The organism is Streptomyces sp. NPDC034111 (genome assembly GCF_055575375.1).
In genome coordinates this window covers 415,675-439,460 of sequence record NZ_JBVIST010000004.1, presented here as the reverse complement: position 1 = coordinate 439,460, position 23,786 = coordinate 415,675, and the positions used below count along the sequence as shown (strand labels likewise).

Below are 23,786 nucleotides of genomic sequence, written 5' to 3'. Positions count from 1 at the left end.
GGTGTCCACCATGGGCACCGCGGCCGTACTGTTGGTCAAGCACGACAGACGCAGGACGAGAACGAAGGCGGAAGGCGCCCGGCATGGTGGAGATCAAGACCCCCGAGCAGATCGCGAAGATGCGCGAGGCGGGGCTGGTGGTCGCCGCCATCCACGCGGCGACCCGGAAGGTCGCGGTGCCCGGCGCCACGACCAAGGACCTGGACGACGCGGCCCGCAAGGTGCTCGCCGAGCACGGTGCGAAGTCGAACTTCCTCGGGTACGGCGGCTTCCCCGCGACGATCTGCACGTCGGTGAACGACGTCGTCGTCCACGGCATCCCCGACACCGACACGGTGCTCCAGAACGGGGACATCATCTCCATCGACTGCGGCGCGATCATCGACGGCTGGCACGGCGACGCCGCGTACACCGCCTTCGTCGGCTCCGGTCACTCCGCGGAGCTGACCGAGCTCAGCCGGGTCACCGAGGAGTCGATGTGGGCCGGCATCGCGGCGGTCGCCAAGGGCAACCGTCTGGTGGACATCTCCAAGGCGATCGAGGGCTACATCCGGCGCCAGCCCCGGCCGACGAGCGGTAAGTACGGCATCGTCGAGGACTACGGCGGCCATGGCATCGGCTCGCAGATGCACATGGACCCGCACCTGCTGAACTACGTCGACCGCAAGCGCGGCCGCGGTCCCAAGCTGGTGCCGGGCTTCTGCATCGCGATCGAGCCGATGGTCAATCTCGGCACGCCCAAGACCCACGTCCTCGAGGACGACTGGACGGTCAAGTCGAACGACGGCAGCTGGTCCTCGCACTGGGAGCACTCGGTCGCGCTGACCGAGGACGGCCCGCTGGTGCTGACCGCGCCGGACGGCGGCAAGGCCAAGCTGGCCGAGCTGGGGATCACCGCAGCGCCCGATCCGCTGGCGTGACACCCGGCCCCTTGGCGTAAGGATCTCCGCCGGTGGGCAATAATCCAGGATTCGTCTTTTCCCAGGCACTGACGTAGACTGACGCGTCGGCTCTCGTGCATCCGTATGCCTGTAAAAGGGTGAGCGGCTGAAGCGAGAGTTGATCAAGGTAGCCGATTCGAAGGGCGAAGCGTGGCCAAGAAGCAAGGTGCCATCGAGATTGAGGGCACCGTGATCGAGTCCCTGCCGAACGCCATGTTCAAGGTGGAGCTCCAGAACGGTCACAAGGTCCTCGCGCACATCAGCGGCAAGATGCGGATGCACTACATCCGTATTCTCCCGGATGACCGGGTCGTCGTGGAGCTGTCCCCGTACGACCTGACGCGTGGCCGGATCGTCTACCGCTACAAGTAGATCTTGTCGGCGCCCCGCTCCCGTGGGGTGACGGCACTGACCCGGAGAACCTCACATCCCATGAAGGTCAAGCCGAGCGTCAAGAAGATCTGCGACAAGTGCAAGGTGATCCGCCGCCACGGCCGGGTCATGGTCATCTGCGACAACCTGCGCCACAAGCAGCGCCAGGGCTGACGCACGCCGACCACCTGCAATTTCGCAGTTCGCGCGACGCAAGCACATACGTACATACGCAGTCACCCGACCCCCGCATCACTCGCGTGGGGACGACACCCCCGGCTCGGAGGCCGGGGACCCGGCTCGTAATTCTTCAGAGTCTTACGGGAACGGTGCTGCGGAAGACCTCCGAATAGCCATCAGGAGCCACATCAATGGCACGCCTCGCAGGCGTTGATCTCCCGCGCGAAAAGCGTGTGGAGGTCGCCCTCACCTACGTCTTCGGTATCGGGCGGACGCTGTCGCAGCAGACTCTCGCCGCCACCGGCGTGAACCCGAACACCCGTGTTCGCGACCTGGCCGAGGAAGACCTCGTCAAGATCCGCGAGTACGTGGACAACAACCTCAAGACCGAGGGTGACCTCCGTCGCGAGATCCAGGCCGACATCCGCCGCAAGGTCGAGATCGGCTGCTATCAGGGTCTGCGTCACCGCCGCGGTCTGCCGGTGCACGGTCAGCGCACCAGCACGAACGCCCGTACCCGCAAGGGTCCGCGTCGCGCGATCGCCGGCAAGAAGAAGCCGGGCAAGAAGTAGTCCTCAGCAGGACGCTCACCAGCGGTCTTCGCTGTAGGACCGACCACCTCCACGGGAGAAATTCATGCCTCCGAAGGGCCGTACGGCCGGCGCCAAGAAGGTGCGCCGCAAGGAGAAGAAGAACGTCGCCCACGGGCACGCTCACATCAAGAGCACGTTCAACAACACGATCGTCTCGATCACCGACCCGACCGGGAACGTGATCTCTTGGGCCTCGGCCGGCCACGTCGGCTTCAAGGGCTCGCGCAAGTCCACCCCCTTCGCCGCGCAGATGGCCGCCGAGTCGGCCGCCCGCCGCGCGCAGGAGCACGGCATGCGCAAGGTCGACGTCTTCGTCAAGGGTCCCGGCTCCGGCCGTGAGACCGCGATCCGCTCCCTCCAGGCCACCGGCCTCGAGGTGGGTTCGATCCAGGACGTCACCCCCACCCCGCACAACGGATGCCGCCCGCCCAAGCGTCGCCGCGTCTGACCACCTGAAGTAGGAGACAACTAGACAATGGCGCGTTACACCGGGGCCGACTGCAAGCGTTGCCGTCGGGAGAAGCAGAAGCTCTTCCTCAAGGGGAGCAAGTGCGAGAGCGCGAAGTGCCCGATCGAGATCCGTCCTTACCCCCCGGGTGAGCACGGTCGCGGGCGCACCAAGGACAGCGAGTACCTGCTTCAGCTTCGTGAGAAGCAGAAGTGCAGCCGTATCTACGGTGTCCTTGAGAAGCAGTTCGTGAACTACTACAAGGAAGCGAACCAGAAGACCGGCAAGACCGGTGAGAACCTTCTGCGCATCCTTGAGACCCGCCTCGACAACGTGGTCTACCGGGCCGGCTTTGCCAAGTCCCGCGACCACGCCCGTCAGCTGGTGCGTCACGGACACATCACCGTGAACGGCCGCAAGACCGACATTCCGTCGGCCCGCGTCGCCGTGAACGACATCATCGAGGTCCGCGAGAGCTCTCGGAACCTGACCCCCTTCCAGGTGGCACAGGCCGAGGCCGGCGAGAAGACCGTTCCGGCGTGGCTGGAAGCGATCCCGTCGAACCTCCGGATCCTCGTGCACAGCATGCCCGAGCGCCAGGTGATCGACACCCAGGTGCAGGAGCAGCTGATCGTCGAGCTCTACTCCAAGTAAGAGCTCGCGGGTGGGGGCGGTACGGAGCCTTCGGGCGCCGTACCGCCCGTACCCTTGTCAGTACAGCGGGCGTCAAATAGCGGGCGCCCACGACTGAAGGACCGAAAACATGCTGATTGCTCAGCGTCCCTCGTTGACCGAAGAGGTCGTCGACGAATACCGCTCCCGGTTCGTGATCGAGCCGCTGGAGCCGGGCTTCGGCTACACCCTCGGCAACTCCCTGCGTCGTACGCTCCTCTCCTCGATCCCCGGCGCTGCTGTCACCAGCATCCGGATCGACGGTGTCCTGCACGAGTTCACCACCGTGCCGGGCGTCAAGGAGGACGTCACCGACCTCATCCTCAACATCAAGCAGCTGGTCGTCTCCTCCGAGCACGACGAGCCGGTCGTGATGTACCTGCGCAAGCAGGGCCCGGGTCTGGTCACCGCCGCCGACATCGCCCCGCCGGCCGGTGTCGAGGTGCACAACCCCGACCTGGTCCTCGCCACCCTGAACGGCAAGGGCAAGCTGGAGATGGAGCTGACCGTCGAGCGCGGTCGCGGCTACGTCTCCGCCGTCCAGAACAAGCAGGTGGGCCAGGAGATCGGCCGTATCCCGGTCGACTCCATCTACTCGCCGGTGCTCAAGGTCACCTACAAGGTCGAGGCGACCCGTGTCGAGCAGCGCACCGACTTCGACAAGCTGATCGTCGACGTCGAGACCAAGCAGGCCATGCGTCCGCGTGACGCCATGGCGTCGGCCGGTAAGACCCTGGTCGAGCTGTTCGGTCTGGCCCGCGAGCTCAACATCGACGCCGAGGGCATCGACATGGGCCCGTCCCCGACGGACGCCGCGCTCGCCGCCGACCTCGCGCTGCCGATCGAGGAGCTGGAGCTCACGGTCCGCTCGTACAACTGCCTCAAGCGTGAGGGCATCCACTCCGTGGGTGAGCTCGTGGCGCGCTCCGAGGCCGACCTGCTCGACATCCGCAACTTCGGTGCGAAGTCGATCGACGAGGTCAAGGCGAAGCTGGCCGGCATGGGCCTGGCGCTCAAGGACAGCCCGCCCGGATTCGACCCGACCGCCGCCGCCGACGCCTTCGGCGCGGACGACGACGCGGACGCCGGGTTCGTGGAGACCGAGCAGTACTGAGTCTGACCGGCTGGGGTCCGGGGCGTCGCCCCGGACCCCAGCCGTGTGAAATCTTCCGCGGGGCGGCCGCCTCGTGGGAACTGACACCGGTACCTGATACGGCCGGTGCAGCAAAGAAGGAGAAACACCATGCCGAAGCCCGCCAAGGGTGCCCGTCTGGGCGGCAGCGCCGCGCACGAGCGTCTGATGCTGCGCAACCTGGCCACCGCTCTCTTCGAGCACGGTCGCATCACCACGACCGAGGCCAAGGCCCGTCGTCTGCGTCCGTACGCGGAGCGTCTGGTGACCAAGGCGAAGAAGGGCGACCTTCACAACCGCCGTCAGGTCATGCAGCTGATCTCGGACAAGAGCGTCGTCCACACGCTCTTCACGGAGATCGCCCCGCGCTTCGAGAACCGCCCGGGTGGCTACACCCGTATCACCAAGGTCGGTAACCGCCGTGGCGACAACGCGCCCATGGCCGTCATCGAGCTGGTCGAGGCGCTGACCGTGGCCCAGCAGGCCACCGGTGAGGCCGAGGCGGCCACCAAGCGTGCCGCCAAGGACGCCGAGGCTGCTGCCGCGGCCGAGTCCACCGAGGCCCCGGCCGAGGAGAGCAAGGACGCCTGAGGCGTTGCCTGGCTGTGAGCGGGTCCGTCCCTTCGGGGGCGGGCCCGCTTCGCGTTGCCGGGGGCCTGAGAGGATTGAGGGCGTGAGTGACGAGGTGGAGCCCGGCTACGTCCGGGTGCGGCTGGACCTTTCCTATGACGGCAAGGAATTTTCGGGCTGGGCCAAGCAGGCCGGCGGGCAGCGGACGGTGCAGGGGGAGATCGAGGACGCGCTGCGTACGGTCACCCGCTCGCGGGAGACCTACGAGCTGACCGTGGCCGGGCGGACGGACGCGGGGGTGCATGCGAGGGGGCAGGTGGCGCATGTGGACCTGCCCCGGGAGATCTGGGCCGAGCAGAGCGGGAAGCTGCTCAAGCGGCTCGCCGGGCGCATGCCCAAGGACGTACGGGTGTGGGCCGTCAGGGAGGCGCCCAGCGGCTTCAACGCCCGTTTCTCCGCCGTCTGGCGGCGCTATGCGTACCGGGTCACCGACAACCCGGGCGGCGTCGACCCGCTGCTGCGCAGCCATGTGCTGTGGCACGACTGGCCGCTCGACGTGGACGCCATGAACGAGGCGGCCGGCCCGCTGCTCGGGGAGCACGACTTCGCGGCGTACTGCAAGAAGCGGGAGGGCGCCACGACCATCCGTACGCTCCAGGAGCTGAGCCTCGAACGGGGCGCGGACGGGATCATCACGGCGACCGTGCGGGCCGACGCCTTCTGCCACAACATGGTGCGTTCGCTGATCGGCGCGCTGCTGTTCGTCGGCGACGGGCACCGGCCGCCGGACTGGCCGGGCAAGGTGCTGGCGGCCGGTGTACGGGACTCCGCGGTGCATGTCGTACGGCCGCACGGGCTGACGCTGGAGGAGGTCGGCTACCCGGCCGACGAACTGCTGGCGGCGCGCAACAAGGAGGCGCGCAACAAGCGGACGCTGGGTCCGGCCTCCGGGGCCGGCTGCTGCTGAGCCGGGTGCGGACCGGGAGGGCCGGTGGTGGCGCCGTCGGAGGGCGGCGCCACCGGAGGCGTCAGGACTACTGGCCGGCCTTCTTCCGGGCCTCCGCCAGCTGCTTCTCGGCGGCCTTCGCGGCCTGGTCCTTGCCGCGCTGGGTGATCTGGCTGAAGGCGTAGGCGCCGCCGTCACGGGCGATCTGCCGGGCCTTGGTCTCGGACAGGACGACGTCCTTGCCGTTGAGGTAGCCGGCGATGGTGAAGTAGGCGTAGCGGCCGGTGGCGTTGGTGGCCATCCGGCACTTGTGGCCCTGGCAGAAGTCCGAGGGGACCCCGCCGCCGGGCAGCGGCATCAGGTTGGTCTTCGCCTCGTTCATGACCTTGGTGGCCTGGGCGGGCGAGTTGAACACCGCGACGCCGATGGTGACCGCGACGCCGCCCTTGGAGTACGTGGCGCGCAGCAGCTGCTTGCACCCGTTGTGGGAGAGCGAGGAGACCAGTGCGCCCTGTGCCCCCGCGGTGCAGTCCTTGGTGGCGGCGGTGTTGGTGCGCGGGTAGCTGTGCTCGCCGACGATCATGCTCTTCTGCGGGAAGAGGGTGGCGGGGGTGAGCGGCGCGGTGTCCTTCTTGGGGTCGGAGATGTAGTCCTGCGGGTTGGGCGGGGGCGGCACCGACACGTCGGGGAAGGACGGCTTGGCGTCCGGCGGGGCGGCCTGGCCGGACGAGCTGGCCGCGGCCGTGGGGTTGCCGCTGGGGGAGCCGCCACCGGCCATCACCGCGGCGGCGACGATGCCGGCCACCGCGAGGGTCGCCAGCACGCCGCCGCCGATCCACATCCAGCGTTTGCGGCGGGACTGCGCCTCGCTCTCCTCGGCGAGTGCGTCCCAGTCCGGAGTGGACGATGATCCCCCGGGGCCGTCGAAGGGCCCGCCTTGCCCAAAGCTCATGGCGCGCATCTTAATCAGGTTGGTGGAACGCCCGGCGGCCGGTCACAATCCCGCCCATGGGACATCTCGAAGCGGGGCATCTGGAGTACTACCTCCCGGACGGGAGGGTCCTGCTGGGGGACGTGTCCTTCCGGGTGGGGGAGGGGACCTCGGTCGCGCTGGTGGGGGCCAACGGCGCGGGCAAGACGACGCTGCTGCGGCTGATCGCCGGGGAGCTCCAGCCGCACGGCGGGGCGGTGACGGTCAGCGGCGGGCTGGGCGTGATGCCGCAGTTCGTGGGCTCCGTACGGGACGACCGTACGGTCCGTGACCTGCTGGTCTCGGTCGACCGGCCGCGGATCCGGGAGGCGGCGGCCGCGGTGGACGCCGCCGAGCTGGCCCTGATGACGGCCGAGGACGACGACGAGGCCGCGCAGATGGCGTATGCGCAGGCGCTCAGCGACTGGGCCGAGGCGCGGGGCTACGAGGCCGAGACGGTCTGGGACATGTGCACGACGGCGGCGCTGGGGATGCCGTACGAGAAGGCCCAGTGGCGGCAGGTGCGCACGCTCAGCGGCGGGGAGCAGAAGCGGCTGGTGCTGGAGTCGCTGCTGAGGGGCACCGACGAGGTGCTGCTGCTGGACGAGCCGGACAACTATCTGGACGTGCCGGGGAAGCGCTGGCTGGAGGAGCAGCTGCGGGCCACCCGTAAGACGGTGCTGTTCGTCTCGCACGACCGGGAGCTGCTGGCCCGGGCCGCGGAGAAGATCGTCAGTGTCGAGCCGGGTCCTGCGGGCTCCGACGTCTGGGTGCACGGCGGCGGCTTCGACACCTACCACCAGGCGCGCAAGGAGCGCTTCGCCCGCTTCGAGGAGCTGCGCCGGCGCTGGGACGAGAAGCATGCCCAGCTCAAGAAGCTGGTGGTCTCGCTGCGGCAGGCGGCCTCGGTCAGCCATGAGATGGCCTCGCGCTATGCGGCGGCGCAGACCAGGCTGCGGAAGTTCGAGGAGGCCGGGCCGCCGCCCGAGCCGCCGCGCGAGCAGGAGATCACCATGCGGCTGCGCGGCGGGCGTACCGGCGTACGGGCGGTGACCTGCGAAAACCTGGAGCTGACCGGTCTGATGAAGCCGTTCTCCCTGGAGATCTTCTACGGCGAGCGGGTCGCGGTCCTCGGCTCCAACGGCTCCGGCAAATCGCACTTCCTGCGGCTGCTGGCCGGGGACACCGAGAATCCGGTGGCCCACACGGGCAGCTGGAAGCTGGGCGCCCGCGTGGTGCCCGGCCACTTCGCGCAGACCCATGCCCACCCCGAGCTGATGGGCCGCACCCTGCTCGACATCCTGTGGACCGAGCACGCCAGGGACAAGGGGCAGGCGATGTCCGCGCTGCGCCGCTACGAGCTGGAGAAGCAGGCCGAGCAGCGCTTCGACCGGCTCTCGGGCGGTCAGCAGGCCCGTTTCCAGATCCTGCTGCTGGAGCTGGCGGGCACCACGGCGCTGCTGCTGGACGAGCCGACCGACAACCTGGACCTGGAGTCGGCGGAGGCGTTGCAGGAGGGGCTGGAGGCGTATGAGGGGACGGTGGTGGCGGTGACGCACGACCGGTGGTTCGCCCGGTCCTTCGACCGCTTCCTGGTGTTCGGTGCGGACGGGGTGGTGCGTGAGTCGCCCGGGCCGGTCTGGGACGAGCGGCGGGTCGCCCGGGAGCGGTAGGCGGGGCGACGGGGCGGTGGGGAGGTGACTCCCGGCCCGCGGGTGGTGACAATGGAGGGGACCGCGGAGCATACGGCGGGTCGCGACCGGACGCTTGTCCGGGTGCGTTTTGACCCGGCTGGGCAAGGCCCGGTATTCTGCCAGTTCGTTATGCGTATTGGCTTGCTCTATCTCACGTGAGGGGCCCTTACGCCGGCCACCGGGCCGATGACCAGCGGCGGACGATCGGGTTGCGTCACCCGTAGTGCCGCCCTGCTGTGTGATCAGCCGTGGTGACCAGTACAGGACCCATTCACTGAAGAAGCGAAGGCTAAGACGTGCGTACGTTCAGCCCCAAGCCCGGCGATGTCCAGCGCCAGTGGCACATCATTGACGCGCAGGACGTTGTCCTGGGCCGTCTGGCCAGCCAGGCCGCGTCCCTCCTGCGGGGTAAGCACAAGCCGGTCTACGCGCCGCACGTTGACATGGGTGACTTCGTCATCATCGTCAACGCCGACAAGGTGCACCTGTCCGGCAACAAGCGGACCCAGAAGATGGCCTACCGCCACTCCGGTTTCCCGGGTGGTCTGCGCTCGGTCCGCTACGACGAGCTGCTCGACAAGAACCCCGAGAAGGCCGTCGAGAAGGCCATCAAGGGCATGCTCCCCAAGAACACCCTCGGCCGTCAGATGCTCTCGAAGCTGAAGGTCTACGCGGGCGCCGAGCACCCGCACGCTGCGCAGCAGCCGGTCCCGTTCGAGATCACCCAGGTCGCGCAGTAAGTCCGGCCACCCCCTAAGACGACAGAGAGAATCTGAGGAGCATCGTGGCTGAGACCACCCCCGAGACCCCGCTGGACGAGGTCGAGGAGTACACCACCGAGACCGAGGTCGTGGAGTCGGAGTACACCTCCGAGTCCCTCGCTTCCCGCTTCGGTGACCCGCAGCCGGCCGCCGGCCTGGGCCGCCGCAAGAACGCCATCGCCCGCGTCCGGATCGTCCCGGGCACCGGCCAGTGGAAGATCAACGGCCGCACCCTTGAGGGCTACTTCCCCAACAAGGTGCACCAGCAGGAAGTCAACGAGCCCTTCAAGGTGCTCGAGCTCGACAACCGCTACGACGTCATCGCCCGCATCTCCGGCGGCGGCATCTCCGGCCAGGCCGGTGCGCTGCGCCTGGGCGTGGCCCGTGCGCTGAACGAGGCGGACGTGGACAACAACCGCCCCGCGCTGAAGAAGGCCGGGTTCCTCAAGCGTGACGACCGTGCGGTCGAGCGCAAGAAGGCCGGTCTGAAGAAGGCCCGTAAGGCGCCGCAGTACAGCAAGCGCTAATCCGCGCGCTGCACCATGCAGCTCTCGGCGTACGCCCCGGTGGCACCTCCGTGCTGCCGGGGCGTTCGGCTATCCGGGACCAGGGGCGTATACCTGGATTCAACGCTCTGGTCCAAGCTCGACAACTCGGAGGACACCAGTGGGACGACTCTTCGGCACGGACGGTGTGCGTGGCGTCGCCAATGCGGACCTGACGGCAGAGCTGGCGCTCGGTCTGTCGGTCGCGGCGGCACACGTACTGGCCGAAGCGGGCACCTTCGAAGGGCACCGCCCGGTGGCGGTGGTCGGACGCGATCCACGCGCGTCCGGGGAGTTCCTGGAGGCAGCGGTCGTCGCCGGGCTGGCCAGTGCCGGTGTGGATGTCCTGCGGGTGGGCGTCCTGCCGACCCCGGCGGTCGCGTATCTGACCGGGGCGCTGGGGGCGGACCTCGGCGTGATGCTCTCCGCCAGCCACAACCCGATGCCCGACAACGGCATCAAGTTCTTCGCCCGTGGCGGCCACAAGCTCGCCGACGAGCTGGAGGACCGGATCGAGAAGACCTACCGCGCGCACAGCTCCGGTGAGCCGTGGGAGCGGCCGACCGGTGCCGGCGTGGGCCGGGTCACCGTCTACGACGAGGGCTTCGACAACTACGTCGCGCATCTGGTCGGCGTACTGCCCAACCGGCTCGACGGGCTGAAGATCGTCATCGACGGTGCGCACGGCGCGGCGGCGCGGGTCTCGCCCGAGGCGTTCGCCCGGGCCGGCGCCGAGGTCATCACCATCGGCACCGACCCCGACGGCCTGAACATCAACGACGGCTGCGGCTCCACCCACCTCGCGCAGCTGCGCGCTGCGGTCGTCGAGCACGGCGCTGACCTGGGTGTCGCCCACGACGGCGACGCGGACCGCTGCCTGGCCGTGGACGGCGCCGGCAACGAGGTCGACGGTGACCAGATCCTGGCCGTGCTCGCGCTGGGCATGCGCGAGGCGGGGGCGCTGCGCAAGAACACCGTCGTGGCCACCGTCATGTCCAACCTGGGCTTCAAGCTGGCCATGGAGCGCGAGGGCATCGACCTCGTACAGACCGCGGTCGGCGACCGGTACGTCCTGGAGGAGATGAAGGCGCACGGCTTCGCGCTGGGCGGCGAGCAGTCCGGGCACGTCATCGTGCTCGACCACGCCACCACCGGCGACGGCACGCTGACCGGTCTGATGCTGGCGGCCCGGGTCGCCGCCACGGGCCGTTCGCTCGGCGAGCTGGTGGGCGTCATGGAGCGGCTGCCGCAGATCCTCATCAACGTCCCCGACGTCGACAGGTCGCGGGTCGCCACCTCGCCCGAGCTGACCGCGGCGGTCGCCGAGGCGGAGCGGGACCTGGGCGCCACAGGCCGGGTGCTGCTGCGCCCGTCCGGTACGGAGCCGCTGGTCCGCGTCATGGTGGAGGCCGCGGACATCGAGCAGGCCCGGTCGGTGGCGGAGCGCCTGGCCGATGCGGTGAAGTCCGCGCTGGGGTAGTGCTACGGGGCCCGGCTCTCCGCTAACTGCGGGGTGCCGGGCCCGTGTCGTGCCGGGCCCAGAGGGCCTTCTGGGTGGCCAGGGTCAGCGTGCCGGCGATGACGATGCCCGCCAGGTTCAGCAGCAGCTGCTCCATGGAGTGCCAGGCCTGGCCGTACTCCCCGTAGCCGAGGGCGACCGCGGCGTTGGCGGCGGCCGGGACGGTGGTCACGGAGATGGCCACGCCGACCAGGGCGCCCGATTTGGCCGAGGTCAGCGAGAGCACCCCGGCGATGCCGGCGAGCACCGCGACGACGAACGAGAACCAGTCGGGCCGGTAGATGAAGTTGGTGTTCGGCCGCTTGGCGTCCAACGCCTCGATGTGGAACAGCCCCACCGCATCCATGAACAGACTGAAGCCGACGGTCACCGCCATCGCCACCGCGAACCCGACGAGCAGCGCCGTCAGAGAGCGCCAGGCCAGCCGCGGTGCGCGCTGGACCAGTGCGGTGCAGAAGCCGGCCAGCGGACCGAACTCCGGCCCCACGGCCATCGCGCCGACGATCAGGATCGCGTTGTCGAGGACCACACCGCAGGCCGCGATCATCGTGGCGAGCGTCAGGAACGCCAGGTAGGTGACGGAGAGCGTCGACTCCTCGTGCGTGGCGTCGGTCAGCGACTCCCACAGCACGGCGTCGACGCCCTCGCCGGGGGCCTCCTCCTCCGCCCGCTCCGCGCGCAGCGACAGCGACAGATCGATGTGCTCGATCGCGATCGAACCGGTCTTGTCCAGGTCCATCGCCCGCAGCTTGGCCAGCAGCCCGTCCCCGGCCTCCCTGGCCACGTCGCACAGCACGACATCGCCCTGCGGATCCCTGGCGGCTCCGGCCAGCACCGCGAGATGGGTCGTTCCGACGGTCGACTCCAGCAGCCTGACCACGTCGTCCGTACGGTCGGCGGGCACCATCAGGCGCAGATGCAGCATGCGTACGTCCCTCTCAGAGCTTCCGCAGCGACAGCCGCTGCACCTTGTGGTCCGGGCCCTTGCGGAGCACCAGGTTGGCGCGGCCGCGCGTGGGGGCCACGTTCTGCTGGAGATTGGGCTTGTTGATGGTCCGCCACATCATCCGCGCGTAGTCCAGCGCCTCCTCCTCCGACACCTGGGTGTACTTGCGGAAGTACGAGAACGGGTTCTGGAAGGCGGTCTCGCGCAGTTTCCGGAAGCGGCCGAGGTACCACTGCTCGATGTCCTCGGTGCGGGCGTCGACGTAGACGGAGAAGTCGAAGAAGTCGGCGAGACCGAGGCGGGTGCGGCCGTCCTTGCCGGGCAGTGCGGGCTGGAGGACGTTGAGCCCCTCGACGATGAGGATGTCGGGGCGGTGCACGGTGAGCCGTTCGCCGGGCACGATGTCGTAGATCAGGTGGGAGTAGACGGGGGCGGTGACCTCCGCCCTGCCCGCCTTCACATCGGCGACGAAGCGGGTCAGCGCCCGGCGGTCGTACGACTCGGGGAAGCCCTTGCGGGACATCAGCCCCCGCCGGTGCAACTCCGCATTGGGGAACAGGAACCCGTCGGTGGTGACCAGCTCGACACGGGGGTGCTCGGGCCAGCGGGCCAGCAGCGCCTGGAGCAGCCGGGCGGTGGTGGACTTCCCGACCGCGACGCTGCCCGCCACCCCTATGACGAACGGGGTACCGGGCTGGGAGCCCTGGCCGCCCCCCGCGTCGCCCAGGAAGGTGTTCAGGGCGCCGCGCAGATTGCTGGTCGCGCCGACGTAGAGATTGAGGAGCCGGGAGAGCGGGAGGTAGACGTCGCGTACCTCGTCGAGGTCGATGACGTCGCCCAGTCCGCGCAGCCGTTCGACCTCTTCGGCCGTCAGGGGCAGGGGGGTCTTCTCCCTGAGGGCGCTCCATTGCGCGCGCGTCAGATCGACGTACGGCGAGCTGTCGGCGCGGCGTCGCTGCTGCGGATCGGTCGTCGAGGGCACGCGCCCATTGTGCGCAGCTGCAATACGCCGTTCATCTCGGGGTGTCCGTCGGGGCGTCGATGCGGGCCTATGTCCGTCGAGGCGGGCTTGGGTGCTTCACCACCTGCGTGTCTGTACCCGAGGGGGTTTGCCCGGTACCGTCGGCGGCGGGGAGGCCCCCGCGGGGGGCCGCGGACAAGACAGGGGGTGGGTGTGCGAGCGCGCAAGGCCGGTCTGCTGCGACTGCGGACCCGGGGGAGGCAGATGAGCGCGGCCGAGGGCCAGGGGGTGTGCACCGCGTCGGAGGGTTTTGCCGCGCGGGTCTACGCCGAACTGGCCGAGGAGCTGCCGGACGAGGATCTGGGCGAGGACCTCGCCGACTTCCTGGAACGCTACGAGCCGCCCGGCGGCCCCGGCACGGACACCGAGGCCGACGAGGAGTTCCTGGAGACGGTGCGCGAGGCGCACCATCGGATAGCTCGGGGGTATTGAGGGCGCGAGGCGGCCGACACCCTCAACTCGGTGTCGGATCAGTCAGGGGTGTGACCGGCCCGGGCGATCGCTGAGCAGTCGATCCGCGAGGAGGCTGCGACGAAGCACCGCCCGGCTGACCGGCATGTGCTGCAATGGTTGAGTGAAGTTTGAGCATGACAACATGGTCGGGGTCCACCTGGCCGTGTCGCTGGTGAATCTCGAGTCGAGTGGTTCCTGGGAGTCCGGGGCACTGGAACGGGCACTGCAGGAGCATGCGATCCGGCGTTCGCGTGTTACTGGCCCGGCCGGTGAGGAGATCAGGGCGTGGTCGCGGCGGTTGCGGCTCGTTTTCGAGGCTGCCTCGCAGGACGAACGGTGCGAGATGATCAACGCTCTGCTCGCCGACGGCGCCGGCAGCGTGTACCTGACCACGCACGACGACTTGCGGCCGCATCTGCACTTCGCACCGGACGGCAAGGATGTCCAAAGCCGTGTGAAAGCCGTGACCGCGGGAGCTCTGGCCATCTTCACCATGGAGGCCGTGGGGGAACGGCTGGGCGTCTGCGCGCTGGACTCCTGCCGGACCGCCTTCGTCGACACCAGCCGCAGCGGTCGCCGCGCCTACTGCTGCGCGCGCTGTGCCAACACCGATGCGGTCCGCCGCCACCGCATGAAGCGGCGCTAGGTTGCCGCCGCTATGCCGAGACCAGTGCCAGGACGAGCGGGACGGCGGCGATGCCCAGAAGTGTCTGTGTCGCGGTTATCCCGGCCATCAGCGGTGCGTCGCCGCCGAGTTGCCTCGCCATGATGTACGAGGACGATGCCGTGGGCAGAGCCTGGAAGAGCACGGCGATGATCAGCGCCTGGGAGCCCAGGCCGACCATCTGAGCCGCCAGGAAGGTCGCGGCAGGCATGAGGGCGAACTTGACGGACGATGACGTGAGGATCGGTGCCGCCCACGACCGTGCCGCACCGAAACGCAGCGCGGCGCCGATGCACAGCAGCCCCATCGGCATCGAGGCGGCTCCGAGTGACTGGAGCGCCGGCTCGATGCCCGGCGGCGGGCGCAGATCGAGTGCCTGAAGGAGGATGCCTCCGGCGCAGGCGAGGATGAGCGGGTTGGTCACGAGCTGTTTGACGATGCTCGTAAGGCGCAGGCGTGCGCTCCCGAACCGCGCGAAGACCAGCACGCACAAGACATTGACCGTGGGCACGATCGCCGCATTGCAGACCGCGGCGGTGGCGACGCCCTGGGTGCCGTACAGGCCCGCGGCGATCGTCACGCCGATGTAGTTGTTGAACCTGACGCTGCCCTGGAAGACCGAGGTAAAGCCGTCGTCCTTCAGTCGCATCATGGGCCTGAAGGCGATGACCAGCACGGCGACTGCCACCGTGGACGCGACCAGAGTGCCTGCCAGAGCCGGTACCGGCAGATCGCCGGTGTCGGCCGTCGCCAGGCTGTGCAGGAACAGAGCCGGCAGCAGCACGTGATAGCTGAGGCGCTCGGCTTCGGACCAGAAACCCTCGGACGTGATCATCAATCGCTTGAGCACGTAGCCCAGCGCAATCAGCAGGATGACCGGAATCAGCGCCTTGACGGTCAGTGCGATCACGCCGGGATCCCGCAACCGGTGGCCGATCTGTCTCGCTGGTGGGGGTGGGAAGAGTCAGTGCCTTGGGCACTGGGTGTCGAAGAGTGCATGCCGACAGGCTGATGTAATACCGCGAGGCATGACAACCATTACAGGATTACCGTGCAGGGACTCAGCAGGCCGGACTCCCGACATGTGCTGAAGGAAGGCCGCTTCGGCGGCTGATCCGCAGTACGCGCGGTACGCCGCGGACCCTGCGAAGGCCCGCGGCGTAGGCTGCCTCCATGTGCGGAATCGTGGGATATGTGGGTGGGCAGAGCGCCCTTGACGTCGTGCTGGCCGGGCTGAAGCGGTTGGAGTACCGGGGGTATGACTCGGCGGGGGTGGCCGTACTGGCCGATGGTGGGCTGGCGGCGGCCAAGAAGGCCGGGAAACTCGCCAACCTGGAGAAGGAGCTGGCGGACCGTCCGCTGCCGTCCGGGTCGACCGGGATCGGGCACACCCGGTGGGCCACCCACGGCGGGCCGACCGACGAGAACGCCCATCCGCATCTGGACAACGCGGGGCGGGTCTCGGTCGTGCACAACGGCATCATCGAGAACTTCGCCGGGTTGCGCGCCGAACTCACCGACCGCGGGCACCAGTTGATGTCCGAGACGGACACCGAGGTGGTCGCGCACCTGCTCGCCGAGGCCTACTCGTCGTGCGGTGAGCTGGCCGAGGCGATGCGGCAGGTGTGCCGGCGGCTGGAGGGTGCGTTCACGCTGGTCGCGGTGCATGCGGACGAGCCGGACGTGGTGGTCGGGGCGCGGCGGAACTCGCCGTTGGTGGTGGGCGTGGGGGACGGTGAGGCCTTCCTCGCGTCGGATGTGGCGGCGTTCATCGCGCATACGAGGGAAGCCGTCGAGCTGGGGCAGGACCAGGTCGTCGAGCTGCGCCGGGACGGGGTGACGGTCACCGACTTCGACGGGGCGCCGGCGGAGGTACGGGAGTACCACGTCGACTGGGACGCGTCGGCCGCCGAGAAGGGCGGTTACGACTACTTCATGCTGAAGGAGATCGCGGAGCAGCCGAAGGCCGTCGCGGACACGCTGTTGGGGCGGATCGACGCGTCGGGGGTGCTCTCCCTGGACGAGGTGCGGATCCCGCCGGAGGTGCTGCGCGAGGTCGACAAGGTCGTCATCGTGGCGTGCGGGACGGCGTACCACGCGGGCATGATCGCCAAGTACGCGATCGAGCACTGGACGCGGATCCCGTGTGAGACGGAGCTGGCGAGTGAATTCCGCTACCGGGACCCGATCCTGGACCGGCGGACGCTGGTGATCGCGATCAGTCAGTCCGGCGAGACGATGGACACGCTGATGGCGTTGCGGCATGCGCGTGAGCAGGGCTCGAAGGTGCTGGCCATCTGCAATACGAACGGGTCGACGATCCCGCGGGAGTCGGATGCGGTGCTCTACACGCACGCCGGGCCCGAGGTCGCGGTGGCGTCCACGAAGGCGTTTCTGACGCAGCTGGTGGCCTGCTATCTGGTGGCGCTCTACCTCGCGCAGGTACGGGGCACGAAGTGGGGCGACGAGATCCGGGCCGTGGTGCGGGAGCTGGCGGCGATCGGGACGCAGGTCGAGCAGGTGCTCGCGACGATGGAGCCGGTGCGGGAGCTGGCGCGCGGCCTCGCCGACAAGAACACCGTGCTGTTCCTCGGCCGGCACGTGGGCTACCCGGTGGCGCTGGAGGGCGCGTTGAAGCTCAAGGAGCTCGCGTACATGCACGCCGAGGGGTTCGCGGCCGGTGAGCTCAAGCACGGCCCGATCGCGCTGATCGAGGACGATCTGCCGGTCGTCGTCGTGGTGCCGTCGCCGCGCGGGCGGTCCGTGCTGCACGACAAGATCGTGTCGAACATCCAGGAGATCCGGGCGCGGGGGGCGCGGACCATTGTGATCGCGGAGGAGGGGGACGAGGCGGTGGTGCCGTACGCCGACCACCTCGTACGGATCCCGCGTACGCCGGTGCTGCTCCAGCCGCTGGTCTCCACCGTCCCGTTGCAGGTCTTCGCCTGCGAACTGGCCACCGCCCGCGGCAACGAGGTCGACCAGCCGCGCAACCTCGCCAAGTCGGTGACGGTGGAGTGATCATCGGGGTCGGGATCGACGTCGCCGAGATCGACCGCTTCGGCGCCGCGCTGGACCGTACGCCGGAGCTGGCGCACCGGTTGTTCATCCCCACGGAGCTGACGCTGCCGAGCGGTGAGCGGCGCGGTATCGCCTCCCTGGCCGCGCGGTTCGCCGCCAAGGAGGCGGTGGCCAAGGCGCTCGGGGCGCCGGCCGGGCTGCACTGGACGGATGCCGAGGTGTACGTCGAGGACAGCGGGCGCCCGCGGCTGCGGGTACGGGGCACGGTGGAGGCGCGCGCGGCCGCGCTGGGTGTGCGGTCGTGGCACGTCTCGCTGAGCCATGACGCCGGGGTCGCTTCCGCCGTGGTGATCGCCGAGGGGTGAGACTGGCGGTATGAGGACTGCCTACAGCGTTCAGACCGTGCGGGCCGCCGAGCGTGAGCTGATGGCCCGGCTGCCCGAAGGAGCCCTGATGCATCGGGCGGCGGCCGGACTGGCCGTCGCCTGCGGGGAGTTGCTGGGGCGGGTGTACGGCAGCCGGGTGGTGCTGTTGGTGGGCAGCGGGGACAACGGCGGGGACGCGCTGTATGCCGGCGCCCGGCTGGCGCGGCGGGGCGCCGGGGTGGTCGCGGTGCTGCTCTCGCCCGAACGGGCGCACCAGGGCGGGCTCGCCGCGCTGCGGGCGGCCGGCGGACGGGTCTCGGGCGATCCGCTGCGGGACATCGCCCGGTGTGATCTGGTCGTGGACGGCATCGTGGGGATCGGCGGGCGCGGCGGGCTGCGTCCCGACGCCGCCGGACTCGCCCGGGCGGCACGGGAGTCGGCGCCGGTGGTGGCGGTCGACCTGCCCAGCGGGGTGGATGCGGACAGCGGCGAGGTGGCCGGGGACGCCGTATGGGCCGATGCGACGGTGACGTTCGGTGCGTACAAGCCGGGGCTGCTGATCGATCCGGCGCGGGAGCGGGCCGGTGCGCTGCGGCTGGTGGACATCGGGCTCTCGCTGCCCGGGGACGCCGAGTTCGAGGCGTTGCAGCATGCGGACGTCGCGGAGCTGCTGCCGCGGCCGGTGGCCGAGAGCGACAAGTACCGCCGGGGCGTGGTCGGTGTGGTCGCCGGGTCGGCGCGCTATCCGGGGGCCGCGGTGCTGGCGGTGGCCGGTGCGCTGCGGGGCGGTGCGGGGGCGGTGCGGTACGTCGGTCCTGCCGCGGAGGCGGTGCTGGCGCGCTTCCCGGAGACGCTGGTGCACGCCGGACCGCCGCACAGGGCGGGCCGGGTGCAGGCGTGGGTGATCGGCCCCGGCCTCGGCGAGGAGTCCGATGCGCTGGACGACGTCCTGGCGTCGGACGTGCCGGTCCTGGTGGACGCCGACGGGCTGCGCTTCCTGACGCCGCAACGGGTCCACGAGCGGACCGCCGCGACGCTGCTCACCCCGCACGCCGGGGAGGCGGCGGCGCTGCTCGGCCGCGGCCGCGACGAGGTCGAGGCGGCACGGCTGGCATCCGTACGGGAGCTGGCGCGCCGCTACGCCGCCACGGTGCTGCTCAAGGGCTCGACGACACTGGTCGCGGAGGCGGACGGGCCGGTCCGGGTGAACCCCACGGGAACGAACTGGCTGGCGACGGCCGGAAGCGGTGATGTGCTGTCCGGGCTGACCGGGTCGCTGCTCGCCGCCGGCCTGACGGCGCGCGACGCCGGTTCGGTCGGCGCGTATCTGCACGGCCTCGCGGCGCGCCGGGCCGCCGGGCCGGGCGGTGCGCCGATCCTCGCCTCGGAGGTCGCCGCGCATCTGGACGGGGCCTGGCGGGATGTGACGGACTGACAGCTGCCGTGCGGGGAGCCGGCGGAGGCGTTACGCCCCGCGGGGGAATGCCGCGGGCACCAGGGCGAACCTCGTCCCGGGCGGGCGGTGCGGCGCCCCGGTCACGGCATGCGTGAGGGCATGAAACGCACCTTTGTGGCGCTGCTGGTCTGCGCCTCGCTGTTCCCCCTTGCCGGTCCGCCCGCAGCGGCCGTGGTGTCGGCTCCCGCCGCGTACGCGGTCTCCGACCTGGTTCCCGGACGCAGCTCCCAGGGGCCGGTGCCCCGCCGTCCCCGGGGGCGGCAGCTGCACATCGAGTACGTACCGCGGTCCGAGGCGGGGCGCGGAGCGCGGGCGGCACGTTGCAGCAGCGCCACCGGACCCTTCCAGCGGCAGGCCGAGAGCTATCTGGGGCGGGAGGTGGACGGGCGGCAGAGCGCGGGGGACTGCCGGGCGATCCGGCGCTTCCAGCGGGCCCACCGCATCGCACCGGCGACCGGCTTCGCGGGCCCGGTGACCGGTGCCGTGGTGCGGCTGATGCGGGCGAGGAAGGACCCCAACCGGGCCGGAAGCTGCCCGGACCGTGTCGAGCGGACCGTCTGCGCGGATCTGAACCGGCAGCTGCTGTGGGTGCAGCAGAACGGGCGGGTGCTCTTCGAGCCGGTCGCGATCCGCTCCGGCCAGCCGACGATGGAGACCCGTACGGGGACGTACCGGATCTATCTGCGGCGCCGGAGCCACGTCTCGAACCTGTACCACACGCCGATGCCGTTCGCACAGTTCTTCGACCGCGGGGAGGCGCTGCACGGCGTCTACGACGACATCTACTCGGGCTCCGGCTCGCACGGCTGTATCAACCTGACATGGTCGGATGCCCGCAAACTATGGGATCTGCTGAAGAAGCAGGATGTGGTGTACGTCTGGGGGCGGAAACCCGTCGGGTGAGGGCGGTTTCCCCGCCGGTCCCTCGGGGCGCCGCGGCAGCGCCTGCAACACTGAGGGGGATGAACGAGACAGCGAAGCGCGCCCGTGCCGCCATCGACCTCGCCGCCGTGCGGTCGAACGTCCGCGCCCTGCGGGAGCGCGCACCCCGGGCAGAGCTGATGGCCGTGGTCAAGTCCGACGGCTACGGACACGGTGCGGTGCCCTGCGGCCGCGCCGCCCGTGCGGCCGGTGCGGGCTGGCTGGGCACCGCGCTGCCCGAGGAGGCCTTCGCCGTGCGCGCGGCCGGTGACACCGGGCGGCTGCTGTGCTGGCTGTGGACGCCGGGCGGGCCCTGGCGGAAGGCGATCGAGCAGGACATCGACGTCGCCGTGAGCGGGATGTGGGCGCTCGACGAGGTGACCGCGGCGGCCCGCGCCTGCGGCCGGACCGCCCGCGTCCAGCTCAAGATCGACACCGGACTGGGCCGCAACGGCTGCCAGCCCGCCGACTGGGCGGAGCTGACCGCCGCGGCCCGCGCCGCCGAGGCCGAGGGCGCGCTGACCGTCACCGGCGTCTGGTCGCACTTCGCCTGCGCCGACGAGCCGGGCCACCCGTCGATCGCCGCCCAGCTCACCGCCTTCGAGGAGGCGCTGAAGACCGCCGAGGTGGCCGGGCTGCGCCCCGAGGTGCGACACCTCGCCAACACCCCGGCGACGCTCACCCTCCCCGAGTCCCACTACGACCTGGTCCGGACCGGCATCGGCATCTACGGCATCTCGCCCAGCCCCGAGGTCGGCACCTCCCAAGACTTCGGGCTGCGGCCCGCGATGACCCTGGAGGCCTCGCTCGCCTCGGTCAAACGCGTCCCGGCAGGCCATGGTGTGTCGTACGGGCACCTGTACACCACGTCCGGCGAGTCCACCCTCGCGCTGGTCCCGCTGGGCTACGCCGACGGCATCCCGCGGCACGCCTCCGGCAGCGGCCCCGTGCTGGTCGCCGGTGCGTGGCGGAGAGCCGCCGGGCGGATCGCGATGGACCAGTTCGTCGTCGACCTGGGCGGCGATCACGCCGAACCGGGCGATGTGGCGGTGCTCTTCGGGCCCGGGGACCGCGGCGAGCCGACCGCGGAGGACTGGGCCCGGGCGGCCGGAACCATCGGCTATGAAATCGTCACACGGATCGGAACCCGGGTGCCGCGCGTCTATGTGGACAGCGACACACGGAACGGAGCCACAGCAGCCGACGGAGAGACCGCGCTCACGGGGGGCACCGCATGACCGAAGGCAAGGAAGCCGCCGTGCAGGCGGTCGAGGCGGCCGCGGAGGCCGCGGAGGCAGCGACCGAGGTCGCCACCAACTGGGCCAAGGCGGGCCGGCACGCGGGCATCGCCGGCGCCGCGATCGGCGTGGTCGCGGCGGGTGCCGCGGCCGGTGTGGCGATAGAGCGGATGACGGTCGGCCGCGGGATGCGCCGCCGGGCCCGGCTCGCACTGGACGCGGCAGGACCGTACGGCACGCTGCGTGGCACACCGGGCGCGGCGATCGCCGAGGACGGCACCGAGCTGTACTACGAGGTCGACGAGGTGGGCGGCCCGGAGACGGGCGGCCAGGCGGCCAAGAACGGCAAGGACGGCAAGCACGGCAGGAACGGCGCGCCCGACCGGTCCGCAAAGCCCGCCCGCGGCAAGCCGGCCCGCGCCGCGCAGGAGGCCCACAGCGGCCTGCGCAAGCGGCTCACGGCGGCGCTGGGGCGGCGTTCGGCGGCCCCCACGGTCGTCTTCAGCCATGGCTACTGCCTCAACCAGGACTCCTGGCACTTCCAGCGGGCCGCGCTGCGCGGCACGGTGCGCACCGTGCACTGGGACCAGCGCAGCCACGGCCGCTCGTCGCGCGGCCACGGCCAGATCGACGGCACGGAAGAGGTCACCATCGACCTGCTGGGCCGCGATCTGAAGGCGGTGCTGGACGCCGCGGTGCCCGAGGGGCCGATCGTGCTGGTCGGGCACTCCATGGGCGGGATGACCGTGATGGCGCTGGCCGACCAGTTCCCCGAGTACGTCGCGGAGCGGGTGGTCGGGGTGGCCCTGATCGGCACCTCGGCGGGCCGGCTCAGCGAGGTCACCTACGGGCTGCCGTCGATGGGCATGAAGGCCTTCCACCGGCTCGCCCCGGGCGTGCTCAAGGCGCTCGGCTGGCAGCGCGAGCTGGTCGAGCGGGGCCGGCAGGCCACCGCCGATCTGTTCGCCGGACTGGTCAAGCGCTACTCGTTCGGCACGCCGGAGGAGGTGGACCCGGCCATCGCCCGGTTCGGCGAGCGGCTGATCGAGGGGACCCCGATCGATGTGGTCGCCGAGTTCTTCCCGGCGTTCGCGGTGCACGACAAGACAGAGGCGCTGGTGGCGTACGACGCGGTGCCCGCACTGGTGCTCGCCGGGGAGAACGATCTGATCACCCCCGCCGACCACAGCCGGACCATCGCCGAGGTGCTGCCGGACGCGGAGCTGGTGTGCGTCCCGGGCGCCGGGCACCTGGTGATGCTGGAGCGGCCCGAGCTGGTCAACGAGCATCTGGTGTCGCTGGTGGAGCGCGCCGGCGCGACGGCCGCCCGCGGCTCCCGTCACGCGCGGGCCTGAGCCGTGGGCGCCCTGCCGGTCAGGAGCCCGGCGGGGCGGCCAGCCGGTACATTTGCGGCATGAGCACCACCGGCGCCATTGCGCATGTCACCGTCAAGTCACCCGAGCAGATGCAGGAGTTGGGCCGCAGGCTGGCCCCGCTGCTGCGCCCCGGCGACCTGGTTCTGCTCACCGGTGAGCTGGGCGCGGGCAAGACCACACTGACCCGCGGGCTGGGCGAGGGCCTGGGCGTACGCGGGGCGGTCACCTCGCCCACCTTCGTCATCGCCCGGGTGCACCCCTCGCTGGCCGGCGGCCCCCCGCTGGTCCATGTCGACGCCTACCGGCTCGGCGGCGGGCTGGACGAGATGGAGGACCTGGACCTCGATGTCTCGCTGCCGGAGTCGGTCGTGGTCGTGGAGTGGGGCGAGGGCAAGGTCGAGGAGCTGTCCGAGGACCGGCTGCATGTGGTGATCGGCCGGGCGGTAGGGGCCGACGCGCCGGGCGGCGTGCTCGGGCATCCCGAGGAGGACGTGGTCGACGTGCGCGAGGTGACGGTCACCGGCTTCGGTGCGCGCTGGGCGGACGCCGGGCTGCCGGAGCTGGAGCTCTGCTGACCGGAGCGGGCCAGCCCCCGGACGCCGGGCGTCCGGTAGTTTCCGACAAGCCGTCGGTAAGATGTTGCGCAGCTGGTGCCGGGCGTGGTGACATGGGTGGAGACCCCAGTTAGGTCAGCCTAAGTAGCGAGCCTAGCTTCTGTCGCTTGCCCCAGGAGCCCCGGGAGGCGTCCATGCCGGCCCACCACGATGCGCGCGAGACGCCGCCGACGATGACCGAACTGCTCGCCGCCTGCGCCGCGGCCAGCGCCGTCTCCACACCCCCCGACGCCGATGAGGAGACCCGTAAGGGCAGGCCGGCCGGGCAGGGTGACGAGCCGGAGACAGGGACCGGGGGCACCGCCCCGTCCACCGGCGGCCGCGACGCGGCGTAGCCCGTAGGGGCGAAAAATGCGACCGGGCCGCGG

The 23,786-nt window shown here is 70.5% G+C and carries 27 protein-coding genes; 23 read left to right on the top strand and 4 right to left on the bottom strand.

Features of this window, described 5'->3' with window-relative positions; translation table 11 throughout:
- Positions 1–83: 83 nt before the first annotated feature.
- From map to truA, 9 genes are all read left to right on the top strand, one after another.
- Positions 84–920: a type I methionyl aminopeptidase gene (gene map / locus ACZ55A_RS14020; RefSeq protein ID WP_468838881.1), complete on the top strand. Its 837-nt coding sequence runs from the start codon at positions 84–86 to the stop codon at positions 918–920.
- A gap of 171 nt (positions 921–1,091) precedes the next feature.
- Positions 1,092–1,313: a translation initiation factor IF-1 gene (infA, locus tag ACZ55A_RS14015; RefSeq protein ID WP_003956442.1), complete on the top strand. Its 222-nt coding sequence runs from the start codon at positions 1,092–1,094 to the stop codon at positions 1,311–1,313.
- Between the two features lie 60 nt (positions 1,314–1,373).
- Positions 1,374–1,487: a 50S ribosomal protein L36 gene (rpmJ, locus tag ACZ55A_RS14010; protein ID WP_003956441.1), complete on the top strand. Its 114-nt coding sequence runs from the start codon at positions 1,374–1,376 to the stop codon at positions 1,485–1,487.
- 197 nt (positions 1,488–1,684) lie between these two features.
- Positions 1,685–2,065 (top strand): 30S ribosomal protein S13, encoded by a 381-nt coding sequence (gene rpsM / locus ACZ55A_RS14005; protein ID WP_018090888.1) that lies wholly within the window; start codon positions 1,685–1,687, stop codon positions 2,063–2,065.
- A 64-nt stretch (positions 2,066–2,129) separates the two neighbouring features.
- Positions 2,130–2,534 (top strand): 30S ribosomal protein S11, encoded by a 405-nt coding sequence (gene rpsK / locus ACZ55A_RS14000; protein ID WP_004571845.1) that lies wholly within the window; start codon positions 2,130–2,132, stop codon positions 2,532–2,534.
- Between the two features lie 27 nt (positions 2,535–2,561).
- A complete protein-coding gene (gene rpsD / locus ACZ55A_RS13995; protein WP_468838876.1) occupies positions 2,562–3,188 on the top strand; it encodes a 30S ribosomal protein S4 in 627 nt (208 codons plus the stop codon).
- A 109-nt stretch (positions 3,189–3,297) separates the two neighbouring features.
- On the top strand, positions 3,298–4,320 hold the full coding sequence (locus ACZ55A_RS13990) for a DNA-directed RNA polymerase subunit alpha (RefSeq protein WP_003956430.1): 1,023 nt from the start codon (positions 3,298–3,300) through the stop codon (positions 4,318–4,320).
- Positions 4,321–4,449: 129 nt separating this feature from the next.
- Positions 4,450–4,929 (top strand): 50S ribosomal protein L17, encoded by a 480-nt coding sequence (gene rplQ / locus ACZ55A_RS13985; RefSeq protein WP_468838871.1) that lies wholly within the window; start codon positions 4,450–4,452, stop codon positions 4,927–4,929.
- 82 nt (positions 4,930–5,011) lie between these two features.
- The gene (gene truA, locus ACZ55A_RS13980; protein ID WP_468838869.1) at positions 5,012–5,875 is read left to right on the top strand and encodes a tRNA pseudouridine(38-40) synthase TruA; all 864 of its coding nucleotides are present in this window, start codon (positions 5,012–5,014) and stop codon (positions 5,873–5,875) included.
- Between the two features lie 67 nt (positions 5,876–5,942).
- Here the strand turns inward: truA and ACZ55A_RS13975 are convergent, their stop codons facing one another.
- Positions 5,943–6,806, bottom strand: coding sequence for a hypothetical protein (locus ACZ55A_RS13975; RefSeq protein WP_468838866.1), 864 nt, complete (start codon positions 6,804–6,806; stop codon positions 5,943–5,945).
- A 56-nt stretch (positions 6,807–6,862) separates the two neighbouring features.
- Here ACZ55A_RS13975 and ACZ55A_RS13970 point away from each other — a divergent pair, with 56 nt between their 5' ends.
- From ACZ55A_RS13970 to glmM, 4 genes are all read left to right on the top strand, one after another.
- A complete protein-coding gene (locus ACZ55A_RS13970) occupies positions 6,863–8,497 on the top strand; it encodes an ABC-F family ATP-binding cassette domain-containing protein (protein ID WP_468838863.1) in 1,635 nt (544 codons plus the stop codon).
- 317 nt (positions 8,498–8,814) lie between these two features.
- Positions 8,815–9,258, top strand: coding sequence for a 50S ribosomal protein L13 (gene rplM, locus ACZ55A_RS13965; RefSeq protein WP_042155907.1), 444 nt, complete (start codon positions 8,815–8,817; stop codon positions 9,256–9,258).
- A 44-nt stretch (positions 9,259–9,302) separates the two neighbouring features.
- Positions 9,303–9,806 carry a 30S ribosomal protein S9 gene (gene rpsI, locus ACZ55A_RS13960; protein WP_033269690.1) on the top strand — a complete coding sequence of 168 codons (504 nt, stop codon included), beginning with the start codon at positions 9,303–9,305 and terminating at the stop codon, positions 9,804–9,806.
- 139 nt (positions 9,807–9,945) lie between these two features.
- Positions 9,946–11,304, top strand: coding sequence for a phosphoglucosamine mutase (gene glmM / locus ACZ55A_RS13955; protein ID WP_468838859.1), 1,359 nt, complete (start codon positions 9,946–9,948; stop codon positions 11,302–11,304).
- Between the two features lie 22 nt (positions 11,305–11,326).
- On the opposite strand, the gene ACZ55A_RS13950 is transcribed toward glmM, so the two are convergent.
- Together ACZ55A_RS13950 and coaA are read right to left on the bottom strand one after the other, a co-directional pair.
- Complete coding sequence (locus tag ACZ55A_RS13950) at positions 11,327–12,268, bottom strand: DUF389 domain-containing protein (protein WP_468838856.1); 942 nt, start codon at positions 12,266–12,268, stop codon at positions 11,327–11,329.
- A 13-nt stretch (positions 12,269–12,281) separates the two neighbouring features.
- Complete coding sequence (gene coaA / locus ACZ55A_RS13945; protein WP_468838853.1) at positions 12,282–13,271, bottom strand: type I pantothenate kinase; 990 nt, start codon at positions 13,269–13,271, stop codon at positions 12,282–12,284.
- Between the two features lie 192 nt (positions 13,272–13,463).
- On the opposite strand from coaA, the gene ACZ55A_RS13940 reads away from it, so the two are divergent.
- Both ACZ55A_RS13940 and ACZ55A_RS13935 read left to right on the top strand, forming a co-directional pair.
- Entirely contained in the window at positions 13,464–13,742 is a 279-nt protein-coding gene (locus ACZ55A_RS13940; protein WP_468838850.1) for a hypothetical protein, read from the top strand.
- Between the two features lie 142 nt (positions 13,743–13,884).
- A complete protein-coding gene (locus ACZ55A_RS13935; protein ID WP_468838847.1) occupies positions 13,885–14,409 on the top strand; it encodes a CGNR zinc finger domain-containing protein in 525 nt (174 codons plus the stop codon).
- Between the two features lie 10 nt (positions 14,410–14,419).
- On the opposite strand, the gene ACZ55A_RS13930 is transcribed toward ACZ55A_RS13935, so the two are convergent.
- On the bottom strand, positions 14,420–15,352 hold the full coding sequence (locus ACZ55A_RS13930) for an AEC family transporter (protein WP_468838844.1): 933 nt from the start codon (positions 15,350–15,352) through the stop codon (positions 14,420–14,422).
- Positions 15,353–15,600: 248 nt separating this feature from the next.
- On the opposite strand from ACZ55A_RS13930, the gene glmS reads away from it, so the two are divergent.
- From glmS to ACZ55A_RS13890, 8 genes are all read left to right on the top strand, one after another.
- Positions 15,601–17,448, top strand: coding sequence for a glutamine--fructose-6-phosphate transaminase (isomerizing) (gene glmS / locus ACZ55A_RS13925; RefSeq protein ID WP_468838841.1), 1,848 nt, complete (start codon positions 15,601–15,603; stop codon positions 17,446–17,448).
- Complete coding sequence (locus ACZ55A_RS13920) at positions 17,445–17,813, top strand: holo-ACP synthase (protein WP_468838838.1); 369 nt, start codon at positions 17,445–17,447, stop codon at positions 17,811–17,813. Before glmS ends, ACZ55A_RS13920 begins: the two co-directional genes overlap by 4 nt.
- 10 nt (positions 17,814–17,823) lie before the next feature.
- The gene (locus ACZ55A_RS13915; RefSeq protein WP_468838836.1) at positions 17,824–19,248 is read left to right on the top strand and encodes an NAD(P)H-hydrate dehydratase; all 1,425 of its coding nucleotides are present in this window, start codon (positions 17,824–17,826) and stop codon (positions 19,246–19,248) included.
- Between the two features lie 120 nt (positions 19,249–19,368).
- Entirely contained in the window at positions 19,369–20,172 is an 804-nt protein-coding gene (locus ACZ55A_RS13910) for a L,D-transpeptidase family protein (protein ID WP_468838834.1), read from the top strand.
- A gap of 59 nt (positions 20,173–20,231) precedes the next feature.
- Positions 20,232–21,428, top strand: a complete 1,197-nt coding sequence (alr, locus tag ACZ55A_RS13905; protein ID WP_468838832.1) for an alanine racemase — start codon at positions 20,232–20,234, stop codon at positions 21,426–21,428.
- Positions 21,425–22,783: an alpha/beta fold hydrolase gene (locus ACZ55A_RS13900; RefSeq protein WP_468838830.1), complete on the top strand. Its 1,359-nt coding sequence runs from the start codon at positions 21,425–21,427 to the stop codon at positions 22,781–22,783. Before alr ends, ACZ55A_RS13900 begins: the two co-directional genes overlap by 4 nt.
- Before the next feature lie 59 nt (positions 22,784–22,842).
- Positions 22,843–23,379, top strand: coding sequence for a tRNA (adenosine(37)-N6)-threonylcarbamoyltransferase complex ATPase subunit type 1 TsaE (gene tsaE / locus ACZ55A_RS13895; protein WP_468838828.1), 537 nt, complete (start codon positions 22,843–22,845; stop codon positions 23,377–23,379).
- A gap of 146 nt (positions 23,380–23,525) precedes the next feature.
- On the top strand, positions 23,526–23,753 hold the full coding sequence (locus ACZ55A_RS13890) for a hypothetical protein (RefSeq protein WP_468838826.1): 228 nt from the start codon (positions 23,526–23,528) through the stop codon (positions 23,751–23,753).
- Positions 23,754–23,786: the final 33 nt, after the last annotated feature.

Bases quoted from the DNA above. Each gene is read 5' to 3' on its own strand.
- rpmJ (WP_003956441.1), top strand. From the start codon at position 1,374: ATGAAGGTCAAGCCGAGCGTCAAGAAGATCTGCGACAAGTGCAAGGTG.
- rpsK (WP_004571845.1), top strand. From the start codon at position 2,130: ATGCCTCCGAAGGGCCGTACGGCCGGCGCCAAGAAGGTGCGCCGCAAG.
- rpsD (WP_468838876.1), top strand. From the start codon at position 2,562: ATGGCGCGTTACACCGGGGCCGACTGCAAGCGTTGCCGTCGGGAGAAG.
- rplQ (WP_468838871.1), top strand. From the start codon at position 4,450: ATGCCGAAGCCCGCCAAGGGTGCCCGTCTGGGCGGCAGCGCCGCGCAC.
- ACZ55A_RS13950 (WP_468838856.1), bottom strand. From the start codon at position 12,268: ATGCTGCATCTGCGCCTGATGGTGCCCGCCGACCGTACGGACGACGTG.
- rpsM (WP_018090888.1), top strand. From the start codon at position 1,685: ATGGCACGCCTCGCAGGCGTTGATCTCCCGCGCGAAAAGCGTGTGGAG.
- ACZ55A_RS13990 (WP_003956430.1), top strand. From the start codon at position 3,298: ATGCTGATTGCTCAGCGTCCCTCGTTGACCGAAGAGGTCGTCGACGAA.
- ACZ55A_RS13970 (WP_468838863.1), top strand. From the start codon at position 6,863: ATGGGACATCTCGAAGCGGGGCATCTGGAGTACTACCTCCCGGACGGG.
- glmS (WP_468838841.1), top strand. From the start codon at position 15,601: ATGTGCGGAATCGTGGGATATGTGGGTGGGCAGAGCGCCCTTGACGTC.
- ACZ55A_RS13900 (WP_468838830.1), top strand. From the start codon at position 21,425: ATGACCGAAGGCAAGGAAGCCGCCGTGCAGGCGGTCGAGGCGGCCGCG.
- tsaE (WP_468838828.1), top strand. From the start codon at position 22,843: ATGAGCACCACCGGCGCCATTGCGCATGTCACCGTCAAGTCACCCGAG.
- map (WP_468838881.1), top strand. From the start codon at position 84: ATGGTGGAGATCAAGACCCCCGAGCAGATCGCGAAGATGCGCGAGGCG.
- ACZ55A_RS13915 (WP_468838836.1), top strand. From the start codon at position 17,824: ATGAGGACTGCCTACAGCGTTCAGACCGTGCGGGCCGCCGAGCGTGAG.
- ACZ55A_RS13910 (WP_468838834.1), top strand. From the start codon at position 19,369: ATGAAACGCACCTTTGTGGCGCTGCTGGTCTGCGCCTCGCTGTTCCCC.
- alr (WP_468838832.1), top strand. From the start codon at position 20,232: ATGAACGAGACAGCGAAGCGCGCCCGTGCCGCCATCGACCTCGCCGCC.
- ACZ55A_RS13975 (WP_468838866.1), bottom strand. From the start codon at position 6,806: ATGAGCTTTGGGCAAGGCGGGCCCTTCGACGGCCCCGGGGGATCATCG.